Source organism: Cellulosimicrobium cellulans (genome assembly GCF_016907755.1).
GTDB lineage: Bacteria > Actinomycetota > Actinomycetes > Actinomycetales > Cellulomonadaceae > Cellulosimicrobium > Cellulosimicrobium cellulans_D.
This window is the reverse complement of sequence record NZ_JAFBCN010000001.1, coordinates 1,837,360-1,857,680: the sequence shown is the minus strand read 5'-3', so window position 1 is coordinate 1,857,680 and position 20,321 is coordinate 1,837,360. Positions and strand designations below refer to the sequence as shown.

Here is a 20,321-nt window from a genome sequence, read left to right as displayed (position 1 = left end):
GCGTCCGGGGCGCGACCCCGGACGCCGGCCGTCGTCTCAGCCCTCCCAGCGCACGTCGTGCACGCGGTTCCAGCCGATGCCGGCGGCGTCCCAGCGGGGGGCCTGCCGCACGATGCGCGCCTCGAAGTCCTCGACGTCGCGGTCGGCCTGGGCGGTCCAGGCCACCTCGGCGAGCGCGGGCAGGCGGGGGAAGGTCATGTGGTCCACGTAGACGTCGACGTCGACGAACTCGTCGGTGCTCGTCGGCAGGTGGGTGAGGCTGTCCGGGTACGAGCGGTCCGACCACAGGGGCGCCTCGACCCCGGCGACGCGGCCCGCGACGTCGACCTTCCGCTCCGGGTCGAGGGTCGACGTCAGCTCGGTCTCGGGGTCCCACGAGTACGCGCGCTCGAGGTCGATCCGCGCGGCCCACTCGAGCCCGTACGGGGTGAGGTCGTCGTACTTCATGTCGAGGTACGTGCGGTCCGCGGGCGACATGATCAGGTCGGCGCCCGCGGCGAGCGCCGCGCGCACCTCCTGGACGTCCGCGGTCTCCCGCGCGGTCCCGATGAGGCCCCGGTTGCGCTCGCCCACGCCCCAGTACTGGATCAGGCTGCCCTCGGGCAGGGTCGTGCCCTGCGCCCACTGGTGCCAGCCCACGACCGTGCGCCCGTGCCCCGCGACGATCTGGTTCGCCGCCGCGGTGTAGTTCTCGTACCAGCCCTCCGCGGGGCTGGGGGCCTCGTCCCCGCCCAGGTGCACGTACGGACCGGGGTTCTGCGCGACGACGGCGGCGAGGACGGTGTCGAGGTACTCCTGGACCGCCGGCATGTTCTCGTCGCTCGAGCAGATCATGGGGTTGTTCACCTCCGGGCCCCAGTACGGCTCGCCGGGCGTCCCGTCGCACCGCAGCGACCCGAGGACGGACTGCGCCGCGAGCGTGTGCCCCGGCCCGTCGATCTCGGGCACGACGGTCACGTAGCGCTCGGCCGCGTACTCGACGATCTGCGCGTACTCCTCGGGCGTGTAGAACCACGGACCGCCGGTCCCCGGCGGCCAGCCCTCCTGCGTCCGGCCGCCCACCTCGGCGAGCTCCGGCAGGCCGTCGACCGTGAGCCGCCAGCCCTGGTCGTCGGACAGGTGCAGGTGCAGCACGTTGAGCCGGTAGTCCGCGAGGTGGTCGACGAACCGCTGGACGTCCTCGACGGGGGCGAAGCGCCGCGCGACGTCGAGCATCGCGCCGCGGTAGGCGTACCGGGGCTCGTCGGTGATCGTGACCGCCGGCACCTCCCACGCGACGTCGTCGACGCGCGCCGGCGTCTCGACCTCGGGCGGGAGGAGCTGGAGCAGGGTGCGCGTGCCGCGGTACAGGCCGGCGGGCGTCGCGCTGGCGAGCACGACGCCGTCCTCCCCGGCCTCCAGCGTGTACGCCTCGGCGGCGGGGTCGTCGAGCAGGCCGTCGGGGTCCCACGACTCGCCGCCGGGCTCCAGCCGCAGGACCACCGCGCCGCCGTCGGCCTCGGGGCCTGTCTCGACCGGGAGGTCGAGCGCCGTGGGCGTGCGCAGCTCCGCGGCGAGCAGCTCGCCCACGTGGACCGCGCCCTCCTGCCCGACGGCGCTGCCCGCCGCCGCGTCGACGACGACCCGGGTCTCGTCGTCGAGCACGTAGGGCGCGGCGCCCGAGACCTCGACCGACGCCGGGAGGGGGACGAGCCCGAGGTCCTGGACGGTGGCCGTCGTGGCGGACGGGGAGGTGCAGCCGGCGAGGACGGCGACGCCGCCCACCGCGGCCACGGTGAGCGCGCCGAGCGCGCGTCGTGCCGAGCGTCGGGCTGCGTTCATGAGGACCCCTGCCGAACTCGTCGCGCGGACGGCCGTCGTCCGCGTCGGCCCGACCCTAGCGCTGCCCGGGCGCGTCCGCGAGGGGCTCCGCACGGCTCCGGTGCCGCGTCCGGCCCGAGCGCCGGGGCAGGGTGCGCGCGGGAAAAGACGCTGCACCCGGGTCCCGGGGGCGCTAGCGTGCCGACCGGCACCGCCCGTCCGGGCGCCCCGCGACCCGCCCACCCTCAGGAGACACCGTGCCCTCGTTCTCGCCCGTCGTGGCAGCCCACTGGGAGCGCCGCGTCGGCGGCGACGTCCTCTTCCGGGACGAGCGCCTGACGTTGGTGACGAACGCGGACCTCGACGCGAGCGAGCGCGTCACCGTGCTGCGGACCGCCGCCGACGGGCGCACGTCCGTCGCCGTGACCCCGGACGTCGCCGACGCCCTCGGGCTCGTCGACCTGGCCGCCAGGGGGCTCTCCGAGGACGACCTGCGCGCCGCGCTCGTCCGCGCGGACCTCGTGCTGCACGACCCCGATCTCGTCCACCACCTCGACGACGGAGCGCGCGCGGCACTGCTCGGCGAGGCGGGTGCGCCGGGAGTGCGTCGTCTCACCACCGAGGACGCCGCGCTGTTCGCCGACTTCGAGTCCGCGGCCCCGGAGCAGGACCTCGACGACGCGTACGTGGAGCTCGACCACTGGGCCGTCTTCGGCGCCGTCGACGACGGCCGTCTCGTCGCCGCCGCGAGCGCCTACCCCTGGGGTGGCTCCGCCCTCGCGGACGTCGGCGTCCTCACGCTGCCCGACGCGCGGGGTCGGGGGCACGGCAGGGCCGTCGTGCGCGCCCTCGCCCGGCACGCGCTCCACGCCGGGCACGAGCCCCAGTACCGGTGCCAGCCGGACAACACGGCGTCCGTCGCGCTCGCGGCGGCGGCAGGGCTGACCCTCTTCGGCCGGTGGGAGGTCGTGACGCCCGACGCTCCGGCGGCCGGGAGCTAGGCGGCCTGGACGAACTGCGTGACGGCGTCGGCCACGAGCTGGACCGCGATGGCGGCGAGCAGCAGACCGGCGATGCGCGTCACGAGGATCGTCCCGGAGTCGCCGAGCACGCGGTTGATGACGTTCGCGAAGCGCATGGAGAGCCAGAGGCACACGTGCACCGCGACGACGCCCGCGACGATCGCGACCCACTCCGCGACGCCACCCCCGCGCTCCCCCGCGCGCTGGACGAAGACCATGGTCGCGACGATCGCGCCGGGGCCGGCGAGGAGCGGCGTGCCGAGGGGCACCAGCGCGACGTTGACGCCCTTGTTGCCCGACGGCTGCGGCTCCTCCATCTTGCCCGTGAGCAGCTCCATCGCGACGAGGAGCAGCAGCAGGCCGCCCGCGGTCTGGAGCGCGGGCAGCGAGATGTGCATGTAGCTGAGGATCTGCTGGCCGAACGCCGCGAACGCCACGATCACGCCGAAGGCGACGAGGATCGCGGTGCGTGCCGCCTGGTTGCGCTGCTTGGCACCCATCGCGCTCGTCAGGCCCAGGAACACCGGCACGGTGCCGGGCGGGTCCATGATGACGAACAGGGTGACGAAGACCTCCGTGAAGAGCCGGACGTCGAAGAGCTCGTTCATCGTCCGATCATCGGATCACGTCCAACTGTCCCAGCTCCTCGATCTGCTCCAGCACGGTCGGTGCTGTCGTGTTCTCCCCGAGCCGGTTCGGTTTGCCGGCCCCGTGGTAGTCGCTCGACCCGGTGACGAACAGGCCCAGGGTGCGGGCCAGGTCCTCGAGCCGTACGCGCTGACGCTCGTCGTGGTCGCGGTGGAACACCTCGAGCCCCGCGAGCCCCGCCGCGGCCATCTCCTCGATCACCGCGTCGGACACGACGCGCCCTCGGCCGTCCGCGCCCGGGTGGGCGAGGACGGGCACGCCCCCCGCGGCACGGACACCCCGCACCGCCGCGACGGCGTCGGGCGCGTAGTGGGGCACGTAGTACGGGGTGTCGGTGGCGAGGATCGTCGCGAACGCCGCCGAGCGGTCGGGCGAGAGCCCTGCGGCGACGAGCGCGTCCGCGATGTGCGGCCGCCCGATCGTCGTGCCCTCGACGGTCTGCGCGAGCACATCATCCCACGTGATCGGATAGTCCTCGGCGATCAGGTCGACCATCCGCCGGGCCCGGCTCGTGCGCGCGTCGCGCGTGCGGTCGAGCTCTGCGAGGAGCGCCGCGTGCGCCGGGTCGTGCAGGTAGGAGAGCAGGTGCACGCTGATGCCGCCCGAGCGGGCCGAGATCTCCGCGCCGCGCACGAGCGCGACGCCGTGGCGCAGCGCGGCGTCCGTCGCCTGCGCCCAGCCGGCGGTCGTGTCGTGGTCCGTGAGCGCGACGACGTCGAGCCCGGCCGCGGCCGCGGCCTCGACGACCTCTCCCGGCGCGTCCGTGCCGTCCGACGCGGTCGAGTGGGTGTGGAGGTCGATGCGCACGGGTCCCAGGATAGTGACGGGACACCCGGTCGGCGGCACGGGACCCGCACACGATGTGCACACGGGGCGCCACCCCTCCCCACGGCCGTCCCAGGCTGGGGTGCCACAGTCGGGAGCGATGACCCCCTCGACGCACGCCCCCGCCCTCGCCCCGCCCGCCCACCGCACCGACGCGTCCGCCGACGGCTCGGAGCGCCCGCCCGCCGTCGTCTTCGTGCACGGCATGCGCACGTCCGGCGCGATCTGGGACCACCAGGTCGAGCACGTGCGGTCGCTGGGCCACGACGCCGTCGCGGTCGACCTGCCCGCCCACGGCGCCCGCGCCCACGAGCGCTTCACGCTCGACCGGTCCTTCGACGTGATCGACGAGGCCGCCGCCTCCTTCGGCCCGGACCGCCGGGTCGTCCTCGTCGGGCTCTCGCTCGGTGGCTACACGTCGCTCGCCTGGGCGGCCCGCCGCCCGGCGAACCTCGCGGGCGTGGTCGCCGCGGCGTGCACGTCCGACCCCAAGGGCAAGCCCGTCGCGCTGTACCGCGACGTCGCGCGCCTCGTGGTGGCGGGCGGGGGCGCCGTCGGGCGCGGAGCCCGCTGGGCGGCGCGCACGAGCGCGGCCGCATGGGACGCGATCGCCCGGGGCGGGCGCTCGCTCCCGGGCGGTGCGGCGTCGTCGTACGCGCTCTCCGGCCCGGCCGACGCGGGCACGCGGGCCCCGGCCGCGCCCGGCTGGCACGTCGTCACCGACGCCCTCACCCAGCTCGCGGGCCGCTCGTGGCTCGCCCACGTGCGCGACGTCGACGTGCCCGTCTGGCTCGTCAACGGCGCCCGCGACCACATGCGCCTCGACGAGCAGCGCTACCTCGCCGCCGCCGCGGACGCCGCGCTCGTCGTCGTGCCGCGCGCCGGTCACGACGTCAACAGCGAGGCCCCCGAGGCCTTCAACCGCGTGCTGGGGCGCGCGCTCGCGGACTTCGGCCGCGTGCGCGGTGCGAGACTGGGGGCATGACCGACGCCACCCCCGTCACGCCCGAGCCCACGTCCGAGACGCCCGACCAGGCCCCCGAGAACGCCGGGGACGGCCAGGACCTGGCCGCGCGCGGGAGCAACCGCTCCCAGCGCCCCGACTCCGACGCGTTCAAGGCCTTCATCACGAGCGGCTGGGCGCCGCGCGCGGAGCTCGACGTCGAGCCCCTGCCCGCCGCTCCCTTCACCGTCGCTCGCCGCGCCGCGCTGTCCGCCCGGTTCCCGGGCGTGCGCCTCGTGGTGCCGGCCGGTCCGCTGAAGACGCGCTCGAACGACACCGACTACCGGTTCCGCCCCCACTCGGCGTTCGCGCACCTGACCGGCTACGGCACCGACCAGGAGCCCGACGCCGTCCTCGTCCTGCACCCGGTCGAGCCCGGCACCGGCGACGGCGGCTCCGACCATCACGCGGTGCTCTACGTGCGCCCGCTCGCCGCGCGCGACACCGAGGAGTTCTACGCCGACTCGCGCTACGGCGAGTTCTGGGTGGGCGCGCGGCCGTCGCTCGACGACGTCACGACCGCCACCGGTGTCGAGGCCCGCCACGTGGACGAGCTGCGCGACGCGCTCGCGAAGGACGTCGGCCCGGGCGGGGTGGCCCTGCTCGTCGTCGCGGGCGCCGACGAGGCCGTCGAGGCGCTCGTCGAGGCGATCCGCGCCGAGGCCGGGCTGGACGACGTCGAGGCGGCCCAGGACGAGCGGCTCACCGAGGCCGAGTGGCTCGCGCGCGCCGAGGCCGCGTACCGCCGCACGGACGCCGCGCTCGTCGAGGCCGTCTCCGAGCTGCGGCTCGTCAAGGACGCCCACGAGGTCGGGCAGATGCGCGAGGCCGTCGCCGCGACGATCGCGGGCTTCGAGGAGGTCGTGCGGAACCTCGCGCGCGCCGTCGAGCACCGGCGCGGCGAGCGCGTCATCGAGACGACGTTCGACGCGCACGCGCGCCTCGAGGGCAACACGGTCGGCTACGAGACGATCGCCGCGGCCGGTGAGCACGCCACGACGCTGCACTGGATCCGCAACGACGGAGTCGTGCGCACGGGCGAGCTCGTGCTGCTCGACGCGGGCGTCGAGGTCGACTCGCTCTACACCGCGGACGTCACGCGCACGCTGCCCGTCGACGGCGAGTACACCGAGGTGCAGCGCCGCGTCTACCAGGCGGTGCTCGACGCGGCGGACGCCGCGTTCGCGGTCGCCGTCCCGGGCGCGCGCTTCCGCGACGTCCACGCCGCGGCGATGGAGGTCGTGGCGGCACGCCTGGAGGAGTGGGGGCTGCTCCCCGTGAGCGCGGCGGAGTCGCTCTCGCCCGAGGGTCAGCAGCACCGCCGCTGGATGGTGCACGGCACGAGCCACCACCTCGGCCTGGACGTGCACGACTGCGCGCAGGCGCGCCGCGAGCTCTACCTCGACGGCGTGCTGGAGCCGGGCATGGTCTTCACGATCGAGCCGGGCCTGTACTTCAAGGCGGACGACCTGACGGTCCCGGAGGAGTATCGCGGGATCGGCGTCCGCATCGAGGACGACGTGCTCGTGACGGCGGACGGCAACGAGAACCTCTCGGCCGCCCTCCCCCGCCGCGCGCAGGACGTCGAGGCCTGGATGGCACGCCTGCGCGGCTGAGGCACGGCCCCGCTCGCCGGCGGACGAACTGGGCTATGGTGGCCCGTTCATCCACCGGCGAGGGGAGGTGAACTCACGTGGCGAAGAGCACCAAGAAGGAAGCATCGTCGACCCTCAAGGAAAAGCGCGCCCAGAAGCGCGAGAGGGCTGCCGAGACCGCCGTGAAGTCGCGGAAGCGCTAGCGAGCGCTTCCGGCGAGGGGCCGGCCGACGGACGACGACGTCCGGCGGCCGGCCCTCGTCGTCGTTCCGTCAGGCAGGGCGCTCGGGCTGGTCGGGTTGCTGTGCGCCGGGGGCGGGCTGCGCGTCGGGCCGGGTGTCGGGCTGCGCGTCGGCCGGCTGGTCCGACGTCGGGCGCATGGCGCCGTAGCGCGGCTCCCCCGTCGGCGTGGTCCAGCGCGGGTCGGGTGTCCGCGCCGGCGGCGCCACCGGGGGCGTGGGCGCGGTGGCCCCCGACGGCGGCTCGGGCGCCGGGGCGGTCGGTGCGGGGGTCGCCGGAGGAGTGGTCGCTCCGGGCGTGCCCCACGTCGGGTTCGCCGGGGCGGCCGGCGCGCGGACCCCGCCCGCACCCTGGGGCATCCGCGAGAGGAGCTGGCGCGCGTCGCCCGCGCGCTCGGGCGCGCAGAGGATCCCGTACGACGACGCGACGATCTGGCTCTGCGAGGTGAAGTCGCGCCTGCCCCGCGTGAGCGCGTACGAGAGCACCGAGAAGAGCAGGCCGAACCCGGCGCCGATCCCGATGGCGGTGAGCACGAACCCGCCCTGACCGGAGAACATGAAGAGCAGCAGGCCGACGAAGAGGCCGAACCAGGCGCCGGAGGCCGCGCCGGCGATCGCGACGCGCCCGTACGTCAGCCGACCCGTGACGCGCTCGACCATCTTGAGGTCCGTGCCGACGATCGTCACGAGCTCGACCGCGAACTTGTTGTCCGAGAGGAAGTCGACCGCCTTCTGCGCCTCGAGATAGGTCGCGTACGACGCGATCTCCTCACCACGGGGCGGGGTGGGGACACGGGGGACGGCACCCGGGCGTGACATGCTCATTCGCCCAGTCTGTCCTACTCGTGCGGACCGCGCGAGGGCCGCGTGCCCGCGCGTCCGCCGTTCCGTGCCGCCCGACGGCGCCACCCGGCGGAGGAACGCGCGGCGACCGGGGCGCGTGCGTAGGCTGGCCGCGTGAGCGCAGCCACCACCGTCTTCGTCGCGCGCCTGGCCGGGACCAGCGTGTTCGACCCCATCGGCGACCAGGTCGGCCGGGTGCGGGACGTCGTCGTGCTCATCCGGCCCAAGGGCGCGCCCCGCGCCGTGGGCCTCGTCGTCGAGGTGCCCGGGCGGCGCCGGGTCTTCCTCCCGCTCACGCGCGTCACGAGCATCGACGCGGGCCAGGTCATCTCCACGGGCCTGGTGAACATGCGGCGGTTCGAGCAGCGGGCGATGGAGACGCTCGCGGTGAGCGAGCTGCTGGAGCGCACGGTCGAGCTCGTCGACGGGTCGGGCTCGGCGACGATCGAGGACCTCGCGATCGAGCGCCAGCGCACGGGCGACTGGCTCGTCACCAAGCTGTACGTGCGGCGCAGGTCCCAGCACAAGGGGACGCTCGGGCTGCGTCGGCGGGGCGACGCGATCGTCGTGGACGTGGGCGCGGTCACCGGCCTCGCGGGCGGCACCGAGGCGCAGGGCGCCGCCATGCTCCTCGCCGCCTACGACGACCTCAAGCCCGCCGACCTCGCCGACGTCATCCACGACCTGGGCGACACGCGCCGTCTCGAGGTCGCGGGCGCGCTCGACAACGAGCGCCTCGCCGACGTCCTGGAGGAGCTGCCGGAGGACGACCAGGTCGCGATCCTCTCCGGCCTCGACACCGACCGCGCCGCGGACGTCCTCGAGGCGATGCAGCCCGACGACGCCGCGGACCTGCTGCACGAGCTCCCCGAGGCGCAGGCCGCCCAGCTCCTCGAGCTCATGGAGCCGGAGGAGGCGCGCGACGTGCGCCGCCTGCTCGCGTACGCGGAGGACACCGCGGGCGGCCTCATGACCTCCGAGCCGGTCGTGCTCGGCCCCGAGACGACCATCGCCACCGCGCTCGCGCAGATCCGGCGCAAGGACCTCGCCCCCGCGCTCGCGTCGATGGTGTTCGTCGCGCGCCCCCCGCTCGAGACGCCGACGGGCCGGTTCCTCGGGGTCGCGCACTTCCAGCGGCTGCTGCGCGAGCCCCCGCACGCCGCCGTCGGCTCGGTGCTCGACTCCGACGTCGAGGGCGTCGCGCCCGACGCCCCGCTGGGCCGAGTCACGCGCATCCTCGCGACCTACGACCTCCTGTGCGTCCCCGTGCTCGACGCCGAGAAGCGCCTCCTCGGCGCGATCAGCGTGGACGACGTGCTCGACCACATGCTGCCCGACGACTGGCGCGAGACCGACGACGACGTCGACACGGACTACGCGCGCGCCACGCTCGCGCCCGGGTCGCTGCCGTCGCGTCCGGCCGGTCGCGGCGGCGCGACGGAGGTGACCCGTGGCTGACCGTCTCGACACGCCGAAGAGCGCGCGGCGCTCCCTCATCCCGCGGGTCAAGGTCGACCAGGACGCGGTCGGCCGCGCGACCGAGGGCATCGCCCGGTTCCTGGGCACGCCCCGGTTCCTCGTCTACCTCACCGTGTTCTGCGCGGTGTGGATCATCTGGAACTCGTGGGGTCCGGAGGGCCTGCGGTTCGACTCCGCGGAGTTCGGGTTCACCGCGCTCACGCTCATGCTCTCGCTCCAGGCGTCGTACGCCGCGCCGCTCATCCTGCTCGCGCAGAACCGTCAGGACGACCGCGACCGCGTCACCGCCGAGCAGGACCGCCAGCGCGCCGAGCGCAACCTCGCGGACACCGAGTACCTCGCGCGCGAGATGGCCGCCCTGCGCATCGCGCTGAGCGAGGTGGCCACGCGCGACTTCGTCCGCTCGGAGATCCGCAACCTGCTCGAGGAGCTGGAGGAGAAGTCGGCCCGCCCGGCCGACGACGAGGCCGCCGACCGCTGACCCCGAGGTAGGTACCGCGACCCGCTACTGCGTGCCCTCGGCCGCCACGCGGCGCAGGCGCTCGACGAGCGCCGGGTCGCCCTCGACGGCCAGGCCGTCGGCCGGGCCACGGCCCCACAGCCACAGGTCGAGCGCCCACGCGGGGCCCGAGACCTGCGTCGTGGTCGAGCCGGGCAGGTCGACGAGCTGCGCGACGTCGAGGTCGTACGCGGTACCCGACTCCGGGCCCGTCCCGGTGAAGCGCCCGAACGCGAGGTCCCAGCTCCGGGGCCGCTCCCCGAACCCGTCCACGACGACCGACACCGTCGCGCCGTCGGGCGTGAACACGCCCCAGCCGGGCACGCCGTCGACCATGACCGACAGCACCTCGTCGACGCCGTCCACCGCGACGTCCGGGTCGGCGGGGGTCACGTCCCGTCCGGCCGTGAGCTCGGCGTCGGCACGGTGGATCAGCGCCTCGTGCGCCTGCCGGCGCACGACCCAGCCGACGTGCCGGCCGTCGTCGTGCCACGACCAGCACGGCTCCCCGGGGTCCCGACCCGTGAGGGCGGCGACGAGCCGGCTCGTCGAGCGCTGGAGCAGCGCGGGCAGCTCCGCGTCCGACGAGGGCCGCGCGAGCGGGGCGACGTCGTCGCCGTCGAGACCGTGCCCGGGGGACGGCCCGACGACGCGCGCCCAGAAGTCCTGCACCTCCGCGAGGTGGTAGAGCAGGTCCGCGCCGGTCCACTCGGGGCACGACGGCACGCGCGCGTCCGGGGGCGCGCTGCGCACGGCGTCGCCGAACAGCTCGCTGTCCCGCGCGAGGGAGGCCAGGGCGTCCATCCGTGCACGGTAGACCCGTTCGGCGCACCACGTCGTGCGATGCGGCTCACGTCCGTCCCGGGACCTAGGGCCCGGCGGACGGTGCCGCGGGCGCGCCTACGATGGGTCCATGCCCGACCCTGTTGCAGACCCGCTCGAGCACGCCGTCCGGCAGGCCCTCACCGCGGTCCTCGACCCGGAGATCCGCCGCCCCGTCACGGACCTCGGCATGATCCGCTCGGTCGCGGTCGCACCCGGTGCGCCGGGCGCGGTCGTCACGGTGGGCGTGGACCTCACGGTCGCGACGTGCCCGATGCGCGACACCCTCACGCGCGACGTCGACGCCGCCGTGCGCGCGGTCGACGGCGTGGCGGACGTGCGCGTGGACCTGGGCGTCATGAGCGCGGAGCAGCGCGCGGAGCTGCGCACGATGCTGCGCGGCGGCGTGGGCGAGCCCGAGATCCCCTTCGCGAAGCCGGGTTCGCTGACCAAGGTCTACGCGATCGCGTCCGGCAAGGGCGGGGTGGGCAAGTCGTCCGTCACGGCGAACCTCGCGGTCGCGCTCGCGGCCCAGGGTCTCGAGGTCGGCGTCGTCGACGCGGACATCTACGGGTTCTCCATCCCGCGCATGCTCGGCGTCGACCGGCAGCCCACGCGCGTCGACAACATGCTCCTGCCGCCGATCGCGCACGGCGTGAAGGTCGTCTCGATCGGCATGTTCGTCCCGCCCGGCCAGCCGGTCGTGTGGCGCGGACCGATGCTGCACCGCGCCCTCCAGCAGTTCCTCGCGGACGTCTTCTGGGGCGACCTCGACGTGCTGCTCCTCGACCTGCCGCCCGGGACGGGCGACATCGCGATCTCCGTGGCGCAGCTCCTGCCGGGCAGCGAGATCGTCGTCGTCACGACGCCGCAGGTCGCGGCCGCCGAGGTCGCGGAGCGCGCGGGCTCCGTCGCCACGCAGACGCAGCAGGGCGTGGTCGGCGTCGTCGAGAACATGTCGTGGCTCGAGCAGCCCGACGGGTCGCGCCTGGAGGTCTTCGGGTCCGGTGGGGGCGAGCGCGTCGCCGCGAACCTGTCCCGCGCCACGGGGACCGACGTCCCGCTCCTCGGCCAGGTCCCGCTCGACGTGTCGCTGCGCGAGGCGGGCGACGGCGGTACCCCCGTGGTCCTCGCCGACCCGGGTTCCGCCGCGGCCGTGGCGCTGCGCGACGTCGCGCTCGGGCTCTCGCGCCGACCGCGCGGCCTCGCAGGGCGATCGCTCGGGGTCACGGTCGTCTGACGCCCGGTCACGCCGGGTCGCACGCGCCGCGGCGGTGCGGCGTGCGGCGGTGTCTCGCAGGACCCCTGTCTTTTCTCCGTGCCACGGTATAGTCTCGCCCGCATCTCGTCAGGGGGACGGCCGTCGGGCCGGTGAGGGGGATCGTGCCGTGGCGTCGCCGCCGCTCCACCGTGCCCTCGCGGGGTTCATCGCCTCCCCCGCGTCCCGCCGGAGCCTGCTCCACCCGTTACCGGTCGGTGACCCCACGGTGGAGAGATCTCGACAGAACTCCTCCCCAGGGATGACGACGCCCCCTCGCCTCGCCCCCTAGCCTCGGGCCGGGCGTCCACCCGCCCGCAGCCAGCAGCGCTCGCTCGCCGTCCGCCACCGTCGTCCCGTCACCGTCGCTCAGGAGCCCGCACGTGGGTATCACCCGCCGGATCGTCTTCCCCGCCCTCCGCATCGTCGTCTGGGGGGTCATCGCCGCCGCGCTCGCCGTGATCGCGTTCCGCTCGGCGCCCGAGGCGCCCGCCGACCCGGCGGCCCCCTCCGCCGAGCTCGTCGAGCCGCGCGTGGCCGTGACCACGGGCGACGTCACCAACACCGTGACCCTGACCGGGCAGATCGTCGCCGACCCGGCGGCGCCGCAGAAGGTCACGCAGCGCGGCGTCGTCACGGCGGTGCACGCCAAGCCCGGCGACGTCGTCGAGGCCGGAGCGCCGCTGCTCGAGGTGACCCTCACCGAGCCGCAGGAGCCGCTGACGAAGACCGACCCCGAGACCGGCGAGGTCACGGTCACGGAGCGCCGGCCCAAGGTGACGAAGGAGACCGTGAAGGCCACGACCGCCGGCACGGTCGCCACGTTCACCGCCCTGAAGGACCAGGAGGTCGCGGTCGGGGAGGACTTCGCGTCGGTCTCCCCCGGCACGCTGTCCGTCACGGGCAGCATGGTCGCCGAGCAGCAGTTCCGCCTGCTCCAGATCCCGACCGAGGCGACGGTCACCGTCACCGGGGGCCCGGCGCCGTTCACGTGCACCAACCTGCGCATGGGCGCGGCCGCGGCTCCCGCCGGGACGCCCGAGGAGGGCGCGACCGACCCCGCCGCGGGCGCGTCCTCGGCGAGCGTCACGTGCGCCGTCCCGGGCGACGTCACCGTCTTCGCCGGGCTCGCGGCCGAGCTCGAGATCACCGCCGGCGCCGTCGAGGGCGCCCTCGTCGTCCCCGTGACCGCGGTGCTCGGCCGGGTCGAGCAGGGCAAGGTGTGGGTCGTCGGCGCCGACGGCGAGCCCGAGGAGCGTGCCGTCACGCTCGGCCTCACCGACGGCAGCGTCGTCCAGGTGACCGAGGGTCTCGCCGAGGGCGACGAGGTCCTCGAGTTCGTGCCCGGCCAGGACGTCGTGCCGGTCGTCGACCCCATGACCGGCGAGGTGATCGGGGGATGAGCCTCCTGGAGCTGAGCGGGGTCGCCCGCTCCGTCCTCCTCCCCGACGACCGCGAGCTCGAGATCCTGCGCGGCATCGACCTCACCGTCGCCGCCGGGGAGCACGTCTCGATCGTCGGGCGGTCGGGGACCGGCAAGTCCACCCTGCTCAACATCCTCGGGCTCCTCGACACCCCGACGGGCGGCGAGTACCTGCTCGACGGCGTCGCCATCGGCCGGCTCTCCGGCCGCGCCCGGGCGCGGCGCCGCGGCACGGACTTCGGGTTCGTGTTCCAGCAGTTCAACCTCCTCCAGGGCCGCACGGCGCTCGAGAACGTCGTCGCGCCGCTGCTGTACGCGCGCGGGCGGCAGTTCTGGCAGCGCCGGACGCTGGCCGCCGAGATGCTCGACCGCGTGGGCCTCGGCGACCGCCTCGACACCCGCCCGGAGAAGCTCTCGGGCGGCGAGCAGCAGCGCGTCGCCATCGCCCGCGCGCTCGTGCGCGTGCCCCGCGTGATCCTCGCCGACGAGCCGACGGGCGCGCTCGACGTCGACACGGGCAGCGAGGTCATGGACCTGCTCGACACCATCGCGCGCGAGAACGGGTCGGCCCTCATCGCCATCACGCACGACCTCGCGGTGGCGTCGCGCGCGGCCCGGCAGTTCCGGCTCGCCGACGGCGTGCTCACCCCGATCGCCATCAGCGCGCGCAGCGCCGGGTCGCTCGCGTCGCTCGACGCCCCGGGCGCGCAACCCGGGGCCCAGGACGCCGCGGGGCCCTACGGGCCCGGGGCGCTCGGTGCCGCCGCGCCCGCGCTGGAGGCCGGCGACGACCAGGCGGAACACGTCGCCCGCCCGCTGGTCGCCTCGCACGGTGCGTCCCCGCGGACGGGGGACGCCGCGTGACCGGGATCGTCGGCGCCGTCCTCGAGGCGTGGGACGAGCTGCGGGTCCACAAGGTCCGCGTCCTCCTCGCGCTCGTCGGCGTCGCGGTCGCGGTCTGCGCGATCACGGCCATCTCCGCCGCCGGGGAGATGCTCCGCCAGGTCTCCGCCGAGCAGAACGACCGCTGGGGCGGTCGCGCCGCCACCCTCCAGGTGACGGCCTGGCCGACGGGCGAGGGCGGGAGCGTCATGCCCGGGCCCGAGGAGTACGAGCGGGTGTTCGACGAGGTCGTCGAGCGCTACGCGATCGGCTACTCGTCGATGCTGCGCGACGCGCCCGCGCCCGTCCGCTTCCCCGACGGCACGCGCGAGGTCTACACGACCGGTGTCGAGGCCGACTGGGCCACGATGCACCGCTTCGAGGTGACGTCGGGACGGTGGTTCACCGACGCGGACGCCGACCGCCTCGCGCCCGCGCTCGTCGTCAACCAGGCGTTCCTCGACGCGCTCGGCGGCGTGACCGTCGCGGAGCACCCGACCGTCACGATCGGGGGCGACAACCCGGTGGTCGCGACCGTCGTCGGGGCGTTCCCGGACGACTGGCCGCAGGCCGAGCCGCAGGCCTACGTCCTCGTCGACGCCCAGACGGCCTGGGTCACCCCGGAGTCGCTGGCGACGACCGGCCCGCCGCGGCTCGAGCTGTGGGTCCCCGACGAGCTGGCCGACGGGCTCGTCGAGGCGATCCAGCGCGACGTCTCCGGTGCGATCAGCGGCACGCAGGCCGAGGTCTACCGGTCGGACTCGGCGAGCTACGGCGTCGTCGACGGCGCGATCCGCTGGGTCGTGCTCGGCGTCAGCGTGATCGCGCTCCTGCTCGGCGGGCTCGGGCTGGTCAACATCGCGCTCGTCACCGTCCGGTACCGGATCCGCGAGATCGGGATCCGCCGGAGCTTCGGGGCGAGCTCGGGCCGCGTCTTCTTCTCCGTGATGATGGAGAGCGTCGTCGCGACCACCGTCGCGGGCGTGCTGGGCGTGACCGTCGCGGTCGTCGCGCTGCACAACCTCCCGCTCGACGTGCTCATGGGCTCGGCCGTCCAGGACGCTCCCGGATTCCCGTTCTCCGCCGCGGTGACCGGGATGCTCGCCGCCGTCGGGATCGGCGCGCTCGCGGGCCTCCTCCCGGCGCTCGTCGCCGTCCGCGTCAAGGTGATCGACGCCATCCGCTACTGAGACCGGCTCGCCGGCCCACCGCCGTCGCGACCCCGACCCACCACCCACCGACCCACAACTGCATACCGACAGCACGACCACGACTGCCACGAACAGGGGATGCACGCCATGGCACGACGAGTCACCGCCCTCCGCACCACCTCGACCGCGCTGCTGCTCGTCAGCACGCTCGCTCTCGCCGCGTGCGGCGGCGACGGACCTGCGGCGGAGTCCGCCACCGAGGGCCCGCTCACCGAGTTCTTCGCCGACGTCTACGGGGACTGGGACGAGGAGGAGGCACAGGCCGAGCAGATGGAGATCGAGGAGGCCGTCGCCCGCTGCATGGTGGAGCAGGGCTTCGAGTACCAGCCCGTCGACCAGTCCGCGATGTCCTTCACCACCTCCTCGGAGGATCAGGACACGGAGAAGTTCGCGGCCGAGAACGGGTACGGCTTCTCCGTCCAGATCGAGCCCTCGGAGGAGGAGCAGGCGGCCATGGACGCCTGGGTCGACCCGAACCAGGAGTACGTCGAGGCCATGTCCGAGTCGGAGCAGACCGCCTACTACGAGGCGCTCTACGGCGACATGGCGAGCATGGAGTACGACGAGGACGCCGAGATGCCGGAGTACGACCCGACGACGGCCGGATGCCAGGGCGCGGCGCAGCAGGAGGTCTACGGCGATCAGAACGCGCTCTACGAGAGCGCGGAGATGGTCGCGTTCAACGAGGCGACCACGCAGCTCTACGAGGACGTCGCCGCGGACCCGCGCCTCCAGGAGACCGACACCGCGTGGTCAGGGTGCATGGCCGACGCCGGCTTCGCCGGGTACACCACCCCGCAGGAGGCCATGGACGACATGATGGAGCGCTCGAACGCGCTCTGGGAGGACGCCGGCGCCGAGGGTCCGAGCGAGGAGGTCCTCCAGGAGGCCCAGGACCTCGAGCGCGACACCGCGGTGGCGGACTTCACGTGCAAGCAGGAGGTCGACTACGAGGAGGTCCGGCTCGAGGTGCAGCACGACCTCGAGGCCGCGTTCGTCGAGGAGCACCGCGAGGAGATGGAGGTCGTCCGTGACCTCATGACGGAGGCCCAGAAGTGACCGCGGAGGATACGGCCCTCCACGCCCCGGAGCCGGGGACGGAGCCGCTCGGCGGAGAGGGCGGCGGAGAGGACGGCGGGGCGGACGGCCGCGAGCGCCGCCGGCTCTCGCTGACGGGGCACCGCCTGGTGTGGTTCGTCGCGGGCGTCGCCGTCCTCAGCCTGGTGGCCGGCATCGTGCTCAGCCGGCTCGTCGTCTCCCCCGCGCAGGCGGCTGCCGACGCCGAGCCCCCCGAGGCCGGCCTCATCACCGTCCCCGTGGAGCGGCGGACGCTCGCCAACGACGTGACGCTGCGCGCGGACGCGACCTACGACGACGCGGTGTCGGTCAAGATCGAGACCGGCGACCTGGGCGGCCCCGCGGTCGTCACGGGACAGGTCCCCGAGGTCGGCGCCGAGCTGGGCGCGGCGGGCGTCGCCCTGGAGATCGCGGGGCGCCCCGTGATCGTGCTCCCGGGCGAGCTCCCGGCGTACCGGTCGCTGCGCGTGGGGGTGTCCGGTCCCGACGTGCTCCAGCTCAAGGCGGCGCTGGGCGCCGTGGGCATCGATCCCGGGCGCACCGACAGCGACCTGTACGACGCCGCGACGGCCACCGCCGTCGAGAAGCTCTACGCGCAGGTCGGCTATCCGGCGCCGTCGGCCGCGGAGGAGGCCGCGCTCGCGGTGACGAGCGCGCGCGAGGGTGTGCGAGGGGCCGAGGACGCGCTCGACGGGGCGCGCGCCGCCCTGTCTGCGGCGCAGACCGGGGCGACCGACGTGGAGAAGCTGCAGGCCGACAACGCCGTGCGCGCGGCGGAGCGCGCGGTGGCCGCGGCCCAGGCCGAGGGTGGCGACGTCGCGGGCGCGCAGGACGATCTCCGGCTCGCCCAGGCGCAGCGGGCCGAGCTCGACCGGCCGCGCCAGACCGCGGCGGAGAGCGCCGGCGTCGAGTCGGCGCGGCGTCAGCTCGCCGACGCGCAGGAGGCCCTCGAGGACGCGCGGACGCAGACCCTCACGGCGCTGCCGGCGAGCGAGGTCCTCTTCCTCGCCGGCCTGCCTCGCCGCGTGGACGAGGTGCAGGTCGAGCGGGGCAGCACGATCGAGGGGCCGGTCATGTCCGTGTCCGGGGCGACGCTCGTGCTCGAGGCGTCCGCGGCGGCGTCCGACGCCGAGCTGCTGGAGGTAGGTGCCGCCGCGACGCTCACGCTGCCGGACGACTCCGAGGCGACGGCGACCGTGACGGCGGTCGAGCCCGCGTCGGCCGCGAAGGACGGCGAGGGCGAGGAGAAGGAGGGCGGGGCAGGTCGCTACACGGTCACGCTGACGCCCGACGCCCTCACGCCCGAGCAGGTCACCGCCCTGCAGGGCCAGAACGTGCGCATCCGCGTCCCGGTCAGCTCGACAGGGGGCGAGGTGCTCGCCGTCCCGCTCGCGGCCCTCACCGCAGGGCCGGGGGGCGAGTCGCGCGTCGAGGTCCGGCGTGGGTCGGGCGCTGACGCGACGACCGAGCTCGTGGACGTCGAGACGGGGCTCGCGGCGGAGGGCTTCGTCGAGATCGTCTCGGCGGACGGCGAGCTCGACGAGGGCGACCTGGTGGTGGTCGGCGAGTGACCTGGACCGAGCTGGGGCTCCCGGGGACCGACCCCGGCGGCGGCCCTGACGCGGTACCTCCGGGGGCGCCCGGCGGAACGGGGTCGAGCGGCGCGGTGCCGGGCGCCGCGACCGAGGGTACCGACGTCGGGAGCGTCCCCGCGGCCGTGGTCGACCTCGTCGACGTGTCGCGCAGCTTCCCGGGCCCGCCCCGGGTGGACGCGCTGCGAGAGGTGAGCCTGCGCGTGGACCCCGGCGAGTACGTGTCGATCATCGGCCCCTCAGGCTCGGGCAAGTCCACGCTGCTCAACATCCTGGGCCTCCTCGACCGCCCGACGTCGGGCGAGTACCTGCTCGACGGCGTCCCGACCGGGAGCGCGTCGGAGTCGGTGCGCTCGTCCCTGCGCGGCGGGCGGATCGGCTTCGTCTTCCAGTCCTTCCACCTGCTGCCGCAGCGGACGGTGCTCGACAACGTCCTGCTCGCGACCCTGTACAGCGGAGTGCCGCGCGGGGAGCGGGAAGAGCGGGCCCGCACGGCGCTCGACCGCGTGCACCTCACGCACCGGACGACGTTCCACCCCACGACGCTCTCGGGCGGCGAGCGCCAGCGCGTCGCGGTGGCCCGGGCGATCGTCGCCGCGCCGCACCTGCTGCTCGCGGACGAGCCCACGGGCAACCTCGACTCCACCAACTCGGCGGAGGTCATGGACCTGTTCGACGAGCTCCACGCCGACGGGCTCACGCTGGCCGTCATCACGCACGACCCGGTCGTGTCCGCGCGCGCCGAGCGGCGCGTGCGGATCGCGGACGGCCGGCTCGAGGAGCTGGACCGGTGACGGCGCCGTGGGACCGGGTCCGGCACGCCCGCCGACGGGGCGGGGACCGCCCCGGGCGCGACGTCCGGCTGCGCGTGCGCGGGCGCGACCGCTTCGGCGCGCGCGACCTGTTCTCCGAGGCGGCGCACGGGATCGCCGCGCGGCCCGGCCGGCTCCTGCTCACGGTCCTCGGGACCGTGCTGGGCATCGCGTCCGTCGTCGTGACGGTCGGCCTCGCGCAGACGGCCGCGGGGCAGATCAGCAAGCAGTTCGACGCGGTCGCGGCGACGCAGGTCGTCGTCGAGCCGAAGACGACGACGCTCATGTCGGGCGAGGAGCGTGCCGTCGCGCAGCTCCCGTGGGACGGCCCCGAGCGCGTGCTGCGCCTCGCGGGCGTCGAGGAGGCGGGAGCCGTCGCGGCCGTCGACGTCGGGGGTGTCACCGTCACCGCGGTGCCCGTGAACGACCCGTCGGTCGCGGCCCAGGCGAGCCCGGGCGTCGTCGCCGCGACGCCGGGGCTCCTGGGCGCCGTGCGGGGCGACGTCGTCACGGGCCGGTTCTTCGACGCCGGGCACGACGCGCGCGCCGACCGTGTCGCGGTCCTCGGGGCCCGGGCGGCCCAGCGGCTCGGGATCAACCGGGTGGACCGTCAGCCGTCGGTGTTCGTGGGCGAGCGGTCGTACACGGTGATGGGGATCGTCGACGACGTGCAGCGACGTACCGACCTGCTGGACGCCGTGATCCTCCCCGCCGGCACGGCACGCGCCGACTTCGGGGTCGGCGCCCCGGAGGAGCTGCAGCTGCGGATCGCGACGGGCGCGGGGAGCGTCGTGGCCCGGCAGGCGCCCGTCGCGCTGGACCCCAACGCCCCGGACGGCTTCGTGGTCAAGGCACCCACGTCGGGCTCGGCGCTGCGGGAGAACGTCCAGGCCGACGTCAACGCGATCTTCCTCGCGCTCGGCGGCATCGCGCTCCTCGTCGGCGGGGTGGGGATCGCCAACATCACCCTGCTGTCCGTCATGGAGCGGGTGGGCGAGATCGGCCTGCGGCGTGCGCTGGGGGCGACCCGGCGTGACATCGGCGCGCAGTTCGTCGTGGAGTCGGTCGTCGTCGGGTTGCTGGGCGGCCTCGTCGGGGCCGCGCTGGGCGTGCTGGCGGTCGTCGTCGTCTCGGTGGTGCAGGAGTGGACACCGATCCTCGACGTCCGCATGGCCCTGGGGGCGGCACTCCTCGGCGGCGTGGTGGGCCTCCTCGCCGGCACCTACCCTGCGCTCAAGGCCGCGGCGATCGAGCCGATCGCCGCGCTGCGCGGCGGGACCTGACCGCGCGG

The 20,321-nt window shown here is 75.1% G+C and carries 18 protein-coding genes; 13 read left to right on the top strand and 5 right to left on the bottom strand.

The genetic code is table 11. From position 1 onward, the window contains the following. Positions 1-36: 36 nt before the first annotated feature. Positions 37-1,821 (bottom strand): beta-N-acetylhexosaminidase, encoded by a 1,785-nt coding sequence (locus JOE63_RS07955; RefSeq protein ID WP_204540455.1) that lies wholly within the window; start codon positions 1,819-1,821, stop codon positions 37-39. Between the two features lie 236 nt (positions 1,822-2,057). Here JOE63_RS07955 and JOE63_RS07950 point away from each other — a divergent pair, with 236 nt between their 5' ends. Next, a complete protein-coding gene (locus JOE63_RS07950; RefSeq protein WP_204540452.1) occupies positions 2,058-2,801 on the top strand; it encodes a GNAT family N-acetyltransferase in 744 nt (247 codons plus the stop codon). Here the strand turns inward: JOE63_RS07950 and JOE63_RS07945 are convergent. Together JOE63_RS07945 and JOE63_RS07940 are read right to left on the bottom strand one after the other, a co-directional pair. Then, positions 2,798-3,430, bottom strand: coding sequence for a MarC family protein (locus JOE63_RS07945; RefSeq protein WP_047234782.1), 633 nt, complete (start codon positions 3,428-3,430; stop codon positions 2,798-2,800). The two genes, JOE63_RS07950 and JOE63_RS07945, sit on opposite strands and share 4 nt — an antisense overlap. A 7-nt stretch (positions 3,431-3,437) precedes the next feature. Next, positions 3,438-4,277, bottom strand: coding sequence for a PHP domain-containing protein (locus JOE63_RS07940; protein WP_204540450.1), 840 nt, complete (start codon positions 4,275-4,277; stop codon positions 3,438-3,440). 118 nt (positions 4,278-4,395) lie between these two features. Between JOE63_RS07940 and JOE63_RS07935 the strand changes: the two genes are divergently transcribed. Next, entirely contained in the window at positions 4,396-5,280 is an 885-nt protein-coding gene (locus JOE63_RS07935; protein WP_204540447.1) for an alpha/beta fold hydrolase, read from the top strand. Beyond that, positions 5,277-6,914, top strand: coding sequence for an aminopeptidase P family protein (locus tag JOE63_RS07930; RefSeq protein WP_204540442.1), 1,638 nt, complete (start codon positions 5,277-5,279; stop codon positions 6,912-6,914). The genes JOE63_RS07935 and JOE63_RS07930 overlap by 4 nt, the downstream gene beginning before the upstream one ends. 251 nt (positions 6,915-7,165) lie before the next feature. On the opposite strand, the gene JOE63_RS07925 is transcribed toward JOE63_RS07930, so the two are convergent. Continuing rightward, the gene (locus JOE63_RS07925; protein WP_204540439.1) at positions 7,166-7,957 is read right to left on the bottom strand and encodes a general stress protein; all 792 of its coding nucleotides are present in this window, start codon (positions 7,955-7,957) and stop codon (positions 7,166-7,168) included. Between the two features lie 132 nt (positions 7,958-8,089). On the opposite strand from JOE63_RS07925, the gene JOE63_RS07920 reads away from it, so the two are divergent. Then, a complete protein-coding gene (locus JOE63_RS07920; RefSeq protein WP_204540433.1) occupies positions 8,090-9,433 on the top strand; it encodes a magnesium transporter MgtE N-terminal domain-containing protein in 1,344 nt (447 codons plus the stop codon). Next, positions 9,426-9,935, top strand: coding sequence for a DUF1003 domain-containing protein (locus tag JOE63_RS07915; RefSeq protein ID WP_087471425.1), 510 nt, complete (start codon positions 9,426-9,428; stop codon positions 9,933-9,935). The genes JOE63_RS07920 and JOE63_RS07915 overlap by 8 nt, the downstream gene beginning before the upstream one ends. 24 nt (positions 9,936-9,959) lie before the next feature. Here JOE63_RS07915 and JOE63_RS07910 read toward each other — a convergent pair whose 3' ends face one another. Then, positions 9,960-10,757: a maleylpyruvate isomerase family mycothiol-dependent enzyme gene (locus JOE63_RS07910; RefSeq protein ID WP_204540428.1), complete on the bottom strand. Its 798-nt coding sequence runs from the start codon at positions 10,755-10,757 to the stop codon at positions 9,960-9,962. A gap of 109 nt (positions 10,758-10,866) precedes the next feature. On the opposite strand from JOE63_RS07910, the gene JOE63_RS07905 reads away from it, so the two are divergent. The 8 genes from JOE63_RS07905 (at position 10,867) to JOE63_RS07870 (ending at position 20,313) form a co-directional block, all read left to right on the top strand. Then, a complete protein-coding gene (locus JOE63_RS07905) occupies positions 10,867-12,015 on the top strand; it encodes an Mrp/NBP35 family ATP-binding protein (protein WP_087471423.1) in 1,149 nt (382 codons plus the stop codon). Between the two features lie 401 nt (positions 12,016-12,416). Continuing rightward, positions 12,417-13,436 carry an efflux RND transporter periplasmic adaptor subunit gene (locus tag JOE63_RS07900; RefSeq protein WP_204540423.1) on the top strand — a complete coding sequence of 340 codons (1,020 nt, stop codon included), beginning with the start codon at positions 12,417-12,419 and terminating at the stop codon, positions 13,434-13,436. Next, positions 13,433-14,320 carry an ABC transporter ATP-binding protein gene (locus JOE63_RS07895; protein ID WP_087471421.1) on the top strand — a complete coding sequence of 296 codons (888 nt, stop codon included), beginning with the start codon at positions 13,433-13,435 and terminating at the stop codon, positions 14,318-14,320. Before JOE63_RS07900 ends, JOE63_RS07895 begins: the two co-directional genes overlap by 4 nt. Then, positions 14,317-15,528: an ABC transporter permease gene (locus tag JOE63_RS07890; RefSeq protein ID WP_204540416.1), complete on the top strand. Its 1,212-nt coding sequence runs from the start codon at positions 14,317-14,319 to the stop codon at positions 15,526-15,528. The genes JOE63_RS07895 and JOE63_RS07890 overlap by 4 nt, the downstream gene beginning before the upstream one ends. Positions 15,529-15,636: 108 nt before the next feature. After that, positions 15,637-16,608, top strand: a complete 972-nt coding sequence (locus tag JOE63_RS07885; RefSeq protein WP_087471419.1) for a hypothetical protein — start codon at positions 15,637-15,639, stop codon at positions 16,606-16,608. Continuing rightward, positions 16,605-18,197, top strand: coding sequence for a hypothetical protein (locus tag JOE63_RS07880; protein ID WP_307839991.1), 1,593 nt, complete (start codon positions 16,605-16,607; stop codon positions 18,195-18,197). Before JOE63_RS07885 ends, JOE63_RS07880 begins: the two co-directional genes overlap by 4 nt. A gap of 95 nt (positions 18,198-18,292) precedes the next feature. Continuing rightward, on the top strand, positions 18,293-19,012 hold the full coding sequence (locus JOE63_RS07875) for an ABC transporter ATP-binding protein (RefSeq protein ID WP_204543559.1): 720 nt from the start codon (positions 18,293-18,295) through the stop codon (positions 19,010-19,012). A 68-nt stretch (positions 19,013-19,080) separates the two neighbouring features. Then, positions 19,081-20,313 (top strand): ABC transporter permease, encoded by a 1,233-nt coding sequence (locus JOE63_RS07870; RefSeq protein ID WP_204543557.1) that lies wholly within the window; start codon positions 19,081-19,083, stop codon positions 20,311-20,313. Positions 20,314-20,321 lie beyond the last annotated feature (8 nt).

What these genes read in the sequence shown, in the direction of transcription:
- JOE63_RS07955 (WP_204540455.1), bottom strand. Translation starts at nt 1,821, where the DNA reads ATGAACGCAGCCCGACGCTCGGCACGACGCGCGCTCGGCGCGCTCACC.
- JOE63_RS07945 (WP_047234782.1), bottom strand. Translation starts at nt 3,430, where the DNA reads ATGAACGAGCTCTTCGACGTCCGGCTCTTCACGGAGGTCTTCGTCACC.
- JOE63_RS07935 (WP_204540447.1), top strand. Translation starts at nt 4,396, where the DNA reads ATGACCCCCTCGACGCACGCCCCCGCCCTCGCCCCGCCCGCCCACCGC.
- JOE63_RS07930 (WP_204540442.1), top strand. Translation starts at nt 5,277, where the DNA reads ATGACCGACGCCACCCCCGTCACGCCCGAGCCCACGTCCGAGACGCCC.
- JOE63_RS07925 (WP_204540439.1), bottom strand. Translation starts at nt 7,957, where the DNA reads ATGAGCATGTCACGCCCGGGTGCCGTCCCCCGTGTCCCCACCCCGCCC.
- JOE63_RS07910 (WP_204540428.1), bottom strand. Translation starts at nt 10,757, where the DNA reads ATGGACGCCCTGGCCTCCCTCGCGCGGGACAGCGAGCTGTTCGGCGAC.
- JOE63_RS07905 (WP_087471423.1), top strand. Translation starts at nt 10,867, where the DNA reads ATGCCCGACCCTGTTGCAGACCCGCTCGAGCACGCCGTCCGGCAGGCC.
- JOE63_RS07895 (WP_087471421.1), top strand. Translation starts at nt 13,433, where the DNA reads ATGAGCCTCCTGGAGCTGAGCGGGGTCGCCCGCTCCGTCCTCCTCCCC.
- JOE63_RS07885 (WP_087471419.1), top strand. Translation starts at nt 15,637, where the DNA reads ATGGCACGACGAGTCACCGCCCTCCGCACCACCTCGACCGCGCTGCTG.